Annotated in this window: 11 protein-coding genes and 2 rRNA genes; 3 read left to right on the top strand and 10 right to left on the bottom strand. The window is 70.7% G+C overall.

The features are described from left to right. Together ACZ62B_RS03770 and rrf are read left to right on the top strand one after the other, a co-directional pair. Positions 1-102, top strand: a 23S ribosomal RNA gene (locus tag ACZ62B_RS03770); the annotation flags it as partial. 87 nt (positions 103-189) lie between these two features. Continuing rightward, positions 190-306: ribosomal RNA gene (gene rrf / locus ACZ62B_RS03765) — 5S ribosomal RNA — on the top strand. Positions 307-355: 49 nt separating this feature from the next. Here the strand turns inward: rrf and ACZ62B_RS03760 are convergent. The 4 genes from ACZ62B_RS03760 to ACZ62B_RS03745 are packed head-to-tail and all read right to left on the bottom strand — an operon-like array spanning position 356 to position 3,982. Continuing rightward, on the bottom strand, positions 356-1,027 hold the full coding sequence (locus tag ACZ62B_RS03760; protein ID WP_344559738.1) for a response regulator transcription factor: 672 nt from the start codon (positions 1,025-1,027) through the stop codon (positions 356-358). Next, a complete protein-coding gene (locus ACZ62B_RS03755; protein ID WP_382052571.1) occupies positions 1,024-2,289 on the bottom strand; it encodes a sensor histidine kinase in 1,266 nt (421 codons plus the stop codon). Before ACZ62B_RS03755 ends, ACZ62B_RS03760 begins: the two co-directional genes overlap by 4 nt. Continuing rightward, positions 2,286-3,065, bottom strand: a complete 780-nt coding sequence (locus ACZ62B_RS03750; RefSeq protein WP_344559736.1) for an ABC transporter permease subunit — start codon at positions 3,063-3,065, stop codon at positions 2,286-2,288. The genes ACZ62B_RS03755 and ACZ62B_RS03750 overlap by 4 nt, the downstream gene beginning before the upstream one ends. Next, complete coding sequence (locus ACZ62B_RS03745) at positions 3,062-3,982, bottom strand: ABC transporter ATP-binding protein (RefSeq protein WP_344559734.1); 921 nt, start codon at positions 3,980-3,982, stop codon at positions 3,062-3,064. The genes ACZ62B_RS03750 and ACZ62B_RS03745 overlap by 4 nt, the downstream gene beginning before the upstream one ends. A 94-nt stretch (positions 3,983-4,076) precedes the next feature. Between ACZ62B_RS03745 and ACZ62B_RS03740 the strand changes: the two genes are divergently transcribed. Next, positions 4,077-4,634, top strand: a complete 558-nt coding sequence (locus ACZ62B_RS03740) for a GNAT family N-acetyltransferase (RefSeq protein ID WP_469689210.1) — start codon at positions 4,077-4,079, stop codon at positions 4,632-4,634. Between the two features lies 1 nt (position 4,635). Here the strand turns inward: ACZ62B_RS03740 and ACZ62B_RS03735 are convergent, their stop codons facing one another. The 6 genes from ACZ62B_RS03735 to ACZ62B_RS03710 all read right to left on the bottom strand — a co-directional run bounded on the left by ACZ62B_RS03735 (position 4,636) and on the right by ACZ62B_RS03710 (position 11,817). Then, positions 4,636-6,183, bottom strand: a complete 1,548-nt coding sequence (locus ACZ62B_RS03735; protein ID WP_469689209.1) for a type IV secretory system conjugative DNA transfer family protein — start codon at positions 6,181-6,183, stop codon at positions 4,636-4,638. A gap of 18 nt (positions 6,184-6,201) precedes the next feature. Beyond that, complete coding sequence (locus ACZ62B_RS03730; RefSeq protein ID WP_344559727.1) at positions 6,202-7,611, bottom strand: ATP-binding protein; 1,410 nt, start codon at positions 7,609-7,611, stop codon at positions 6,202-6,204. A 13-nt stretch (positions 7,612-7,624) separates the two neighbouring features. Then, positions 7,625-9,184, bottom strand: a complete 1,560-nt coding sequence (locus ACZ62B_RS03725; protein WP_469689208.1) for an SCO6880 family protein — start codon at positions 9,182-9,184, stop codon at positions 7,625-7,627. Then, positions 9,181-10,506 carry a hypothetical protein gene (locus tag ACZ62B_RS03720; RefSeq protein ID WP_469689207.1) on the bottom strand — a complete coding sequence of 442 codons (1,326 nt, stop codon included), beginning with the start codon at positions 10,504-10,506 and terminating at the stop codon, positions 9,181-9,183. Before ACZ62B_RS03720 ends, ACZ62B_RS03725 begins: the two co-directional genes overlap by 4 nt. Beyond that, complete coding sequence (locus tag ACZ62B_RS03715; RefSeq protein WP_468721904.1) at positions 10,496-11,308, bottom strand: DUF8175 domain-containg protein; 813 nt, start codon at positions 11,306-11,308, stop codon at positions 10,496-10,498. The genes ACZ62B_RS03720 and ACZ62B_RS03715 overlap by 11 nt, the downstream gene beginning before the upstream one ends. 200 nt (positions 11,309-11,508) lie before the next feature. After that, a complete protein-coding gene (locus ACZ62B_RS03710) occupies positions 11,509-11,817 on the bottom strand; it encodes a hypothetical protein (protein ID WP_030829533.1) in 309 nt (102 codons plus the stop codon). Between the last annotated feature and the right edge of the window lie 447 nt (positions 11,818-12,264).

Below are 12,264 nucleotides of genomic sequence, written 5' to 3'. Positions count from 1 at the left end.
AGAGGGTAAGGCTCCCAGTAGACGACTGGGTTGATAGGCCGGATATGGAAGCACGGTAACGTGTGGAGTTGACCGGTACTAATAGGCCGAGGGCTTGTCCTCAGTTGCTCGCGTCCACTGTGTTGGTTCTGAAACCACGAACAACCCCATGCATGGTCACGCATGGTGCGGTTGAGTGTTTCATAGTGTTTCGGTGGTCATAGCGTAGGGGAAACGCCCGGTTACATTCCGAACCCGGAAGCTAAGCCTTACAGCGCCGATGGTACTGCAGGGGGGACCCTGTGGGAGAGTAGGACGCCGCCGAACAAATATTGAGAAAGCCCCCGTGCCGTTCGGCACGGGGGCTTTCTGCGTTTCAGGACGGCTCCACCAGTTTCGTGTCGTATGCCAGGATCACCGCCTGGATGCGGTCCCGGGAGCCGGTCTTCGCGAGTATCCGGCCCACGTGGGTCTTCACCGTGGACTCGGCCAGATGGAGGCGGGTGGCGATCTCGGTGTTCGTCCAGCCCTTTCCGATGACCGTGAGGATCTCCCGTTCCCGCTCCGTGAGGGCGGACAGACGCGCGTCGTCGGGGGAGACGTCCACGGTGCCGTCGCCGGCCGGCAGATGCTGGACGTAGGCGTCGAGGAGACGGCGGGTCAGACCGGGGGCGACGACCGCGTCCCCGGACGCCACGGAGCGGATGCCGGAAAGGAGCTCCTCCGGCTGGGCGTCCTTGACGAGGAAGCCGGAGGCGCCCGCGCGGAGGCCGGCGTAGGCGTACTCGTCCAGGTCGAACGTCGTCAGGATGAGGACGCGGGTGCGGTCGCCGGTGGCGGCGATGCGGCGGGTCGCCTCGATGCCGTCCAGGCCGGGCATGCGGATGTCCATCAGGACCACGTCGGGGTGCAGTTCCGCCGTCATGCGGATCGCTTCGCTGCCGTTCGACGCCTCGCCGAGGACCGTCATGTCGTCCTGGCTCTCCAGGAGCATGCGGAAGCCGAAACGCTGGAGGGGCTGGTCGTCGGCGATGAGGACGGTGGTCACTGCGGGGTTTCCTCCGGAAGGTGCAGACGGACGCGCCAGCCCTGCTCGGGGTGCGGGCGTGGGCCGGCTTCAAGTGTGCCGCCGTACAGGGCTGTTCGCTCGCGCATTCCGGGGATCCCGCGGCCGTCGGACGGGGCGGGGGGCGGTGTGCCTTTTCCGGTGTCGGTGATGGTGACCGTGACGGCGCCCTTGTCCCCGTGGGCGATGGAGATCTCGGAGGTCGTTTCGGGGCCGGCGTGCTTGAGGGTGTTGGTGAGGGCTTCCTGGACGACCCGGAACACGGTGAGCTGGCGCCCAGGGGGGAGGGTGGCCCGGCCCTCGGTACGGGTGTGGACGGGCAGGCCCGCGCTGCGGACGCCGTCGATGAGCTGGTCCAGGTCGGTGAGGCCGGGCTGGGGGGTTCGTTCGGCGGGGTGGGTGGTGTCGTCGTCGCGGAGGACGTCCAGGAGGCGGCGGAGTTCGCCGAGGGCCTGGCGGCTGGTGGTGCCGATGGCGTCCAGGGCCTGGGCGGCGCGCTCCGGGGACTTGCCGGCCGCGTATTTGCCGCCGTCGGCGAGACCCGTGATGACGGACAGGTTGTGGCCGATGATGTCGTGCATCTCGCGGGCGATACGGGCGCGTTCGGCGGCGGTGGCGATACGGGCCTGCTGGTCGCGTTCGGTCTCCAGGCGGCGGGCGCGGTCCTCCAGGGCGGCGGTGTAGTTCCTGCGGGTGCGCACCGTGACGCCGATGAGAGCCGCCACCGCGATGGACATCAACTGGGCGCCGAGCTGCTGGTTCCAGGGCTGTCCGCCGTGGCGGAGGGACGAGACGAGGACCGGTGCGAGCACCAGGGGGGTCGACCAGTACAGGGCGCGCAGGGGCAGGCGCAGGGCGATGTGGAAGACGACGAGCAACTGGAGCATGGTCGCCTGGAGGATGGCGCCGGTCCAGGCGTTGACGAGGGCGAACGGGGCCATCGTGAGCAGGACCGCCCCCGGGTGACCGCGGCGCCACAGGAGCGGGACCGTGAAGCCCAGGCTCAGGGTCAGCAGCAGCCAGCCGGGGACGTCCAGGTTGTGGGCGATGTTGCGCCAGCCCCCGCCGGTGTAGTCGATGAGGGCGGCCGTCAGCCAGAAGCCGGTGAGGTGCAGGTCCCACAGCAGCGGATGGCGCCGGTCGAAGGCGCGCACCCGCTGGGCGATCCGCTGTGTGTACTCGGTGAGGGGCTCGGCCGCGCGGTCATCGGTCACGGCGTCCATGGTGACGGGTGCGTGCGTCATACGTCCCGTCGCTTCAGCGATGCCGCCGCCGCGGCCAGGGCGGCCGCCGTCCACAGGAGCAGGGCGAGCAGTGCCGCGCCGGGCGTCGCCTCGCCGGGTGAGGGCTGGGCCGTGGTGAGGGACTGGAGGGCCTGGGAGGGGAAGTAGCGCACGGCGTCGTCGACGACGTCGTACGGGAGCATCGCCAGGACCTCCGGCACGACCATGACGATGCCGATGTACGCGCCGATGGCGAGGGGGACCGAGCGGGTGACGGCGCCGATGCCGAGGGCCGTGACGGCGAGGAGGGTGAGGGCGGCGGCGTTGCCGGCGAGGCCGCGCAGGACGCCCGGGTCGCCGAGGGCGGCGGACTGGTCGGTGTCGGTGAGGAAGGCCTGGGCCAGGGGGAAGGTGAGCAGGTTGGTCCACAGGCACAGGGGGAAGGCGACCGCGGCGAGGACGGCGGCCTTGGACCACAGGACGGGCAGGCGGCTCGGTACGGCCGTCATGGTGGCGCGGATCTGGCCGGTGGAGTACTCGCCTGCGGTGGCGAGGATGCCCAGGACGGCCAGGGTGACGGTGGCGAACTGGGTGCCGAGGAGGACGAAGACGACCGGGTCGAGGCCGCCCTCGCCGGTGCCGTCGTAGGCCGCGCTGATGCCGACGCCCATGCCGAGGGTGAGGACGCCGGTGGCGGCGAGGTTGACCCAGGTGGAGCGGAGCGTCCGCAGCTTGTGCCATTCGGAGCGCAGGACGCGGGCCGGGGTCACCCGGTAGGACTGGACGGCGGTGGTCATGCGGCTGCTCCTTCCAGGGCGGCGGGGTACTCGACCGCGTCGTGGGTGAGGTCCATGAACGCCTCCTCCAGGGAGGCGGTGTTCGGGGTGAGCTCGAAGAGGGGGATGCCGTGGGCGGCGGCCGTGCGGCCGATGTGCTCGGCGTCGGTGCCGTGCACGGTGAGGTGGCCGGGGGCGTCGGCGGTGACGGTGACGCCGGGTGCGGTGAGGTGGCGTACGAGGCCGGTGGCGTCCGGGGTGACGACCTTGACGGTGCCCGCGCCGGAGTGGCGTACGAAGTCGGTGACCGTGGTGTCGGCGAGGAGCCGGCCGCGGCCGATGATGACCAGGTGGTCGGCGGTGAGGGCCGTCTCGCTCATCAGGTGGGAGGAGACCAGGACCGTACGGCCCTCGGCGGCCAGGGACTTGAGGAGGTTGCGGATCCACAGGACGCCCTCGGGGTCGAGGCCGTTGACGGGCTCGTCGAGGATGACGGTGGCCGGGTCGCCGAGCAGCGCGGCGGCGATGCCGAGGCGCTGGCCCATGCCGAGGGAGAAGCCCTTGACCCGGCGGTCCGCCGCCTCGGTGAGGCCGGTGAGGCCCAGGACGTGCTCGACGCGGCTCCTCGGGATGCCGTGGGTGAGGGCGAGGGCGCGCAGGTGGTGGTGGGCGGTGCGGCCGGGGTGGACGGAGCGGGCCTCCAGCAGGGCGCCGACCTCGGTGAGGGGCGCGGGGTGGGCGGCGTAGGAGCGGTCGCCGACGGTGGCGCGGCCGCGGGTGGGGGCGTCCAGGCCGAGGATCATCCGCATGGTGGTGGACTTGCCGGCGCCGTTCGGGCCGAGGAAGCCGGTGACGGTGCCGGGGCGGACGGTGAAGGACAGGTCAGTGACGACGGTCCGGTCGCCGTAGCGTTTGGTGAGGTCCTGTGCCGTAATCATGCTTCGATGCTCGTCCGCGCGGGGGCGGCGGGCGTCGGGCCGCGGGCCGTATTCCGGGTGAAGGCGGTGGTACCCCGGTACTACGGTGGCGGCCATGAGTGCCATCTCCATCGATGACTGTGTGATCCGGCCGGTGCGTGCGGAGGAGTGGGCCGCGTCGAGGGAGCTGCGGCTCACCGCGCTGCGGGACCCGGTCGCGCGTATCGCCTACATGGACACCTACGAGGAGGCCGTGGCCCGGCCGGACTCCTACTGGAAGGAACGCACGGCGAACGGGGCGCGGCAGTTCATCGCCGAGACGGCGGACGGGAGCTGGGTCGCCAACGCGGCCGTGCTGATCGAGGAGGCCGGTACGACGGACTGGACCGGGTCCGTCGTCGCGCGGCGGCAGGGGCACCTGTTGGCCGTGTACGTGGCTCCTGGGTATCGGGGGAGCGGGCTGGCGAAGGCGCTGTTCGAGACCGCGCTGGAGTGGGCGTGGGAGCACGGGGCGGAGCGCGTGCGGCTCCTCGTGCACGCGGACAACGCGCGGGCGCTGGGGTCCTACCGCAAGGCGGGTTTCGCCGAGACCGGAGTGACCATGTCGCTGGGGGACGAGCCGGACGATCTGGAACTGGAGCTGGCCGTGGAGCGGCCGGTGCCGGACCGGTAGGTCAGACCGGCAGTTCGGTGTGGGGCCAGCGGGACCTGGCCTGTTCGCGGGAGCGGAGCAGGGCCAGGGTGGGCATGCCGTGGTCGGCGCCGGTGGCGAGCAGGTCCGGGAGCTGGGGGAGCGGGGCGACGGCCGCCACGTCGTCCAGGACGAGGGTGAGTGGTGGGTCGAGCCGACCGGAGGATGACCGTTCGGCCATGCGCCGGCCGTGCTCGACCACGTGTGAGGCGAGGGCCGTCAGCAGGGGCATCGCGCCCGGACTGGTACGGGGGTCCTCGATGGATTCACCCACGACATAAAGCGTTCCCCCTTCGTGGACAAAGGAATCCAAGGCGAGGGCATCAGTTCGGTTGGGAGTGCAGGCTTCGCGGACATTGACCGTGGAGAGCGCGGCCAGGGCGCGGGTGGTCAGCTGCTGGGCCATGTCCCGGCGCTCGGGGTGTGCCGTGAGGGCCGCCTCGAGTTCGCCGGCGGCGCCGGGGGCGGCCTTGGGGTTGGTGCGGAGGATGCGTACGGCGTCGTGCACCTGGAGGCCCTGGGACCAGCGGTGGACGTGGCGGATCGTACGGCCGTCCACGGCGGCGGCGTGTACGTAGCTGCGGAGCAGGGTCTCCGCGGTGTCGCCGACCGCCTGGTCGAGGCGGGAGGTGGGGCGGACGGGGGCGAGGAGGGCTGCCGCGCGGGCGGTGGCCGTCCGTCTGTCCTCGCAGCCGGTGGTGGGGGACCAGTGGAGGCGGGCCGGGGTGTCGCAGAGGTGGGTGGGGTCGTAGAGGTGGGTGGGGCCGAGTTTGGCGCGGGCGTCCTTGGTGTCGTGCCAGAGGGTGGGGTTGGAGGTGAGGACGAGGGCGGGGCCCTCCGCGTCGCGTACGGCCTGGGCCGCGGTGGTGTGGCGGGCGTCCGGGGGACCGTAGAGCAGCCCGGTGCCCTCGGTGCGGGGTGTCTCCCATCCGCCGGCCCGTTCGTCCTCGGACAGGGAGGCGGACGCCGCTTCCCGCGGCGCGGGTGACTGCCGAGGTGCCGGTGTCTGCGCCGGCTCCGGTGCCGGCGTCTCCTGCTCGGGCCCCCTCGGGGTCGGCACCTCGTGCAGCTGCCTCGGCGTCGGCTGGGCCTCCTGTTCGGGCAGGTGCTCCGGCTCCGGCCGCCGCTGCGGTCCCCTCGTCGCCCGCCCCGTCCGGCGCCGCGCCCGTACCGCTCTCCAGCGGGCCACCGTGCCCACGGTGAACACCGTCAGGACGGCCAGGATCATCAGCTGGCCGATGAGCAGGCCCCAGAAGAGGCCGTACCCCGAGAGGTCGGCCTCCGGGGTGTCCGGCCAGGCGGCGGGGAGGTTCTGCGGGTCGGCGACGAGGTGGCGCACGGCCACCGGGGCGCGGGTGAAGGTGACGCCGGACGGCCAGTGGCCGTGGGCGAAGAGGCCCGCGAGGCCCGTGGCCGTCCACACCATGGCGGTCACGCCGATGAGGAACGCGAGGATGCTGATCAGCAGCCCGTCGGGGATGCCGCCCTGGCCGCCGGTCCGGCCGTGCTCACGGTGATCGTCCGGTCTCACGCGTTCTCCCCCTGCGCCCTACGCCACCGTCGATTCGGAGTCCCCGATGTGCTGTTCCACGAAGGCCGCCGCCCGTTCCTCCGCCTCCAGTTCGGCGGCGCGCAGGGCGTCGTCGGAGAGGTCGGCGGAGGATTCGGTCATCGCGCGGTCGGTGAAGACCAGCGGGCGTTCGGTCTCGGTGACCAGGTGTTTGACCACCTGGACGTTGCCGTTGACGTCCCACACCGCGATACCGGGCGTCAGCGTCGGAATGATCTCCACCGCCCACCTGGGCAGGCCGAGCACCCGGCCCGTCGCCCTCGCCTCGTCCGCCTTCTGGGCGTAGATGGTCCGGGTCGACGCCATCTTCAGGATGGCCGCCGCCTCCTTCGCCGCCGCCCCGTCCACCACGTCGGACAGATGGTGGACGACCGCGACGAACGACAGACCGAGCCGCCGCCCGAACTTCAGCAGCCGCTGGAACAACTGCGCCACGAACGGGCTGTTGATGATGTGCCAGGCCTCCTCGACCAGGAAGATGCGCTTCTTCCGGTCGGGGCGGATCCAGGTGTGCTCCAGCCACACGCCGACGATCGCCATCAGGATCGGCATGGCGATGGAGTTGCGGTCGATGTGGGACAGGTCGAAGACGATGAGCGGCGCGTCGAGGTCGATGCCGACGGTCGTCGGGCCGTCGAACATGCCGCGCAGGTCACCGTCGACGAGGCGGTCCAGGACCAGGGCGACGTCCAGGCCCCACGCCCGTACGTCGTCTATGGGGACGTTCATCGCCTCCGCGGACTCCGGTTCCGGGTGGCGCAGCCGTTCCACGATGTCGGAGAGGACCGGCTGGCGTTCGACGATGGACTCGTTGACGTAGGCGTGCGCGACCTTGAGGGCGAAGCCGGAACGCTCGTCCAGGCCGTGCCCCATCGCGACCTCGATGATGGTCCGCAGCAGGGCGAGCTGTCCGGTGGTCGTGATCGCCGGGTCCAGCGGGTTGAGCCGGATGCCCTTGTCGAGCGCGGCCATCGGGTCCAGGCGGATCGGCGTTATCCCCAGCTCCTGCGCGATGAGGTTCCACTCACCGGCGCCGTCCTCGCCCTGGGCGTCCAGGACGACGACCTGGCGGTCGCGGAAGCGCAGTTGCCGCAGGACGTACGTCTTCTCCAGGGCCGACTTGCCGTTGCCGGACTCGCCGAGGACCAGCCAGTGCGGGGCGGGGAGCTGCTGGCCGTAGAGCTGGAAGGGGTCGTAGATGTAGCCCTTGCCGGAGTAGACCTCGCGGCCGATGATGACGCCGGAGTCGCCGAGGCCGGGGGCGGCGGTCGGGAGGTAGACCGCCTGCGCCTGGCCGGTGGACGTGCGTACCGGCAGCCGTGTCGTCTCGACCTTCCCGAACAGGAAGGACGTGAAGGCGTCGGTGACGACGGACAGCGGATCCCGCATAGCGGCTCAGCCCCTACCTTCGAATGCCGGTGGCGAACGGGAGTGTGTTCACGAAGGCGCGGTGGTGCTCGCGGTCGCACCACTCCAGCTTCAGGTACGACTTTCCGGCCGACGCCCGTATGGTCCGCTTGTCGCGGGCCAGGGCCTCGGGGTTGCGGGAGGAGACGGTGATGTAGCCGACCAGGTTGACGCCGGCCGCGCCGCTGGCGAGGTCCTCGCCGCGCTGGTCCAGGCGGCTGTGGGCGGCCATGTCGCGCGGGTCGACGGTGCGGTTCATCTTGGCGGCGCGGGACGCCTCCGCCACGTCGTTGGTCTTCTCGGTGAGCATCCGCTCGATGGCGATCTCGGTGGGTTCGAGGTCCATGGTGACGGCGACCGTGCGGATCACGTCCGGGGTGTGGACGAGGAGCGGCGCCAGGAAGTTGACGCCCACCGGGGTCATCGGCCACTCCTTGATCCAGGCCGTGGCGTGGCACCAGGGGGCGCGGGTGGCGGACTCGCGGGTCTTGGCCTGGAGGTAGGTGGGCTCCATGGCGTCCAGCTCGGCCGGCCAGGCGTTGCGCTGCGTCATCGCCTGGATGTGGTCGATCGGGTGGTCCGGGTCGTACATGCCGTGGATCAGCGAGGACAGCCTGCTCTGGCCGAGCGGCTGCCGTACGCGGATGTCGGCCTCCTGGAGCCGGGAGCAGATGTCGGTCAGCTCACGGGCCATGACGACGGCGAGCCCCGCGTCCCGGTCCACCTTGCCGCCGCCCTGGCTGCGCATCGCCCGCGCCATGGCGTTGGCCTCGGCGGCCAGTTCGCGCGTGTAGTGCATGCAGGCGACGAGGTAGGCGCGGTGCTGCTCGCTGCTGGTCGACACCATCGACTGGAGCTGGTCGTACGACTGCTGCAGCCACGGCGGTGACGTGGCGTCGCCGCGGACGGCGACGTCCTTGGCGTGGGCGTCGGGGTCGGCGGGCAGGGTGCGGGCCAGCATCTGGATGCGGGTCACGAAGCCGTCACCGTTGGCGACGTGCTTGAGCAGGGTGCCGAAGCGGTCGACGAGGGCTTCCTGGTCCTCGGAGTCGCGCAGGCCGACGCCCGGTCCCTCGATCTCGATGGCGGCGGTGACGGTCTTGCGGTCCGCGTGCAGCAGTACGGCGATCTCGTCCGGGCCGAAGGGCGCGGCGAGCCAGGTGATCCTGCCGATCCCGGGCGGCGTCCCGATCTCCACCTCGCGGCCGTCCAGGCGGGTGCCCGCCTCGACGGCGCCGGAGCGGTAGGTGGTGCCGCGGCGCACGGTGCGCTTGTAGCTGCGGTTGATCTCGAACCATTTGTAGAAGGTGCGGCCCCGGTAGGGCACGTACACCGCGGCCAGCGACAGCATCGGGAGGCCCGCGAGCAGCACGATCCGCGCGGACAGGACGGGGACGAGAAGCCCGCACATCATGCCGAGGAACGCGCCCAGGACGATCAGCGCGATCTCACCGGTCTCGCGATTACGGCCGACGATCGCGTTCGGCCGGGCCCGGCCGATCAGATACGTACGGCGGGGCGTGACCGGATGGGACAAGTGGGACTCGGTCGTCAACGCCCTTCACCTCCCGTGCTGTTGGTACTGCTGTTGCGGGTGTTGCCGGCGTGGGGGGTGTTCACCGGGCTGCTCGAACGGGGTGCGGGGGCGGCGGCTCCGCCGCCGTTCGACGTGCGCGAGCTGTGCGCGGCGACTCCGCCGGAGGCGGGGTTGGAGGGGCGGGGGCCGGTGGACTGGCCGCCGCCTCCGCGGTTGTTGTCGGCGCGGCTGCTGTGGGTCTTGATGCCCTGTGCGACCAGGGTCGCCGGAGAGCTCATGACGGCGGCGGCCTTGCCTTCGGCGCCCTGCATGAGGCGGTTGTTGCGGCCGTTGGCGAGTTCGTCGCCGAAGCCGGGGACGAAGCGGTAGATCATCGCGGAGGCGAAGATGGCGAGCAGGATGATCGCCAGTCCGGAGACCACGGCGGAGAAGGCGCCGGGCCCGTCCTCGGCGGACAGTGCCCCGGCGAGGCCGAGCACGATCACGATGACGGGCTTCACGAGGATCACGGCGATCATGATGCCCGCCCAGCGGCGGACGTGGCCCCACAGGTTCTTGTCGACGAGGCCGGCGTAGACGACGGTGCCGAGGAGGGCGCCGACGTAGAGCAGGGCGGCGCGGATGACCAGCTCCAGCCACAGGACGCCGGCGGCGAGGATCGACACGAGGGAGACGACGATCAGCATGATCGGGCCGCCGCCGATGTCGTCGCCCTTCTCGAGGGCGCCGGAGAACGTGCCGAAGAACGTGTCCGTCTGGTCGCCGGTGGCCTTCGCGAGCACCTCGGTGACGCCGTCGGTCGCCGACACGACCGTGTAGAGGATCAGCGGGGTGAAGGCGGAGGCGAGGACGGTCAGCCAGAGGAAGCCGATCGCCTCGGAGAGGGCGGTGGTGAGGGGGACACCCCGCACCGCGCGCTTGGCGACCGCGAGCAGCCAGAGCAGGAGCGTCAGGATCGTCGACGCGGCGAAGACGACGGCGTACTGCTGGAGGAACGTGTCGTTCGTGAAGTCGACGTTCGCCGTCTCGTTGACGGCGTCGCTGAGCTTGTCGATGGTCCAGGAGGCGGCGTCGGCGCAGCCCTGGGCGAGGGAGGCGAGGGGGTCGAGGGTGGTGGTGGGGTCGTTGAGGGTGCTGGATCCCGAGGATCCTTCACCCTCTCTGCCTCGTTCGCAGTAGTCCTTGGCGGGGCCGCGGATGAGATCGCAGGGGTCGTTGCTGTCCGTCGGAGTCGGGGTCGGAGTCGGGGCGGCGGCGGCTCGTGCGGCGAACAGCACCGCCGTGGCCTGCACAGCGGCGACGGCGGCCGTGAACTTGAGGAAGCGGTGGTTAGCGCGCATACGTGAACCCTCCGTACTCCTCGACAGCCTTCGTCATGTCGTCGGCGGTGGAGGCCTTCTGGTCGCGCCCGACGGGGACTGGACCGTCCTTCTGCTGGAAGTCGGTGACCTTCCAGTCGTTGTTGATCCACTTCAGCTGGTACGTGGTGGTGTACCAGCTTTCGATCACCGGGTTGGTCGAGCCGTCGCCGGACAGACCGAACAGCGACGTGTACCAAACCTCGACGGAGGCGTCGTTCGCACTGGACGACGTCACCTTGGTGCCCACGGGGACGACCCGGGAGACGAAGGTCTGTCCGGCAGGTGCTTGACCGTTTTTGTCGAGGCCGATGTTGGCCAGGAACTCCGCGTCCGAGTAGGCCCGATCCAGGTCGGTCTGCCGGGACGCGGCGGCATCCGGGGTGTAGACGGTGTTGACGATCTCGTGTCGCCGGCCCTTGTCGAACATCTCGGCGGAGCCCAGCGCCACCGCGTAGTTCGCCGCCGCGCTCTCCGCCCCCTGCCGGTCATGGGCGAAGCCCGAGGGGATGCCGGCCGCCTTCGTGGTCACCGGCTTCTCGCCCGACGGGGCCGTCGCCGCCGACTTGGGGGAGTCGCCGGATCCGTCGCCCTCCTCCGCGGCGGAATCGCCGCCTCCACGGTTCGCGAAGGCGATCGCCGCGATCAGGAGGACCACCACGCCGACCACCGTCACCAGGCTGCGCGACGACGAACGGCCGCCTCTGCGCGCGCCGCCGTACGGATCGCCGCCCCGCTCCGGCATGCGGGTGCGGGTCTGGCCCGTGTCGTCTCCGAGACTCATACCGCGTACGCCCCCTCAGCGTTGTGCGGAAACACCTCGTACTCCGTGTACTCCATGTACGACGGTAGCCGTGCTGGTCCCCGCGCGGGCGCGGTGTGGTGACTGGACATCAGGGAAACGCAACCTCAGCCGGTGGGCACGACGGGTGGGTGGGGTGGAGGGGGTGCCGGGCGTGCCCGGCCGGGAGCGATGGGGCGGGGCTACACGGCCATTCCGTACACGATGGTGAACAGCGTGCCGAGCGAGCCGATGATGAAGACGCCCGTGAGCCCCGCGATGATGAGGCCCTTGCCCTGTTCGGCACTGAACGTGTCCCTCAACGCGGTGGCGCCGATGCGCTGTTTGGCCGCCCCCCAGATGGCGATGCCCAGGCAGATGAGGATAGCGACCGCCATGACCACTTCGATCATGATCTTGGCCTCGTTGCCCAGGCTGCCGAAGGGGCCCCAATCCGGAGCGATCCCGCCGATGATGGTGTTGATGTCTCCCTCGTCGGCCGCGAAGAACATGTAAGTCACCGCCCCTGTATGGGTAGTTCTGCACCCCCTGCGGTGGTGCAGAGGTCAGACCTTATTGTCGCCGACGATGAGGCTGTCGCATGTCGACTTGGCGTCATCTGTTGGCGGGTTTCGTACGAACAGCTTGCCACCGGCGCGCGCCGTACTCCGGTAGGGGCGCGTTCCGACGGGTGAAGAGTCGTATCGTCACTCTGTGTATCACGCTGGGTGATTCACCACAACGAACCGTGACGACTTTCGTTCCGGCATCGGAACGCCCTGACGGGCCGTGCCGTGAAGTGGTCGAACTCGCCCGCGCGTACGCCCCGCACGAAGGCGTCCCGGCGGCGGCGTCCGGCCGGCTCCGGGTGGGGGCGTGGGACTCCGTGCACCTGACCGTCCCGGGTGGAGGGGGGTCGCCTCTACACTCTCGGTGACGTAGGGGAGGGGGGACCGGGC

The organism is Streptomyces sp. NPDC053426, from assembly GCF_055585405.1.
This window is presented reverse-complemented; position numbering and strand designations above follow the sequence as displayed.

Coding starts and splice junctions, on each gene's coding strand:
- ACZ62B_RS03745 (WP_344559734.1), bottom strand. CDS start 3,982: ATGATTACGGCACAGGACCTCACCAAACGCTACGGCGACCGGACCGTC.
- ACZ62B_RS03715 (WP_468721904.1), bottom strand. CDS start 11,308: ATGAGTCTCGGAGACGACACGGGCCAGACCCGCACCCGCATGCCGGAG.
- ACZ62B_RS03720 (WP_469689207.1), bottom strand. CDS start 10,506: ATGCGCGCTAACCACCGCTTCCTCAAGTTCACGGCCGCCGTCGCCGCT.
- ACZ62B_RS03755 (WP_382052571.1), bottom strand. CDS start 2,289: ATGACGCACGCACCCGTCACCATGGACGCCGTGACCGATGACCGCGCG.
- ACZ62B_RS03740 (WP_469689210.1), top strand. CDS start 4,077: ATGAGTGCCATCTCCATCGATGACTGTGTGATCCGGCCGGTGCGTGCG.
- ACZ62B_RS03730 (WP_344559727.1), bottom strand. CDS start 7,611: ATGCGGGATCCGCTGTCCGTCGTCACCGACGCCTTCACGTCCTTCCTG.
- ACZ62B_RS03710 (WP_030829533.1), bottom strand. CDS start 11,817: ATGTTCTTCGCGGCCGACGAGGGAGACATCAACACCATCATCGGCGGG.
- ACZ62B_RS03750 (WP_344559736.1), bottom strand. CDS start 3,065: ATGACCACCGCCGTCCAGTCCTACCGGGTGACCCCGGCCCGCGTCCTG.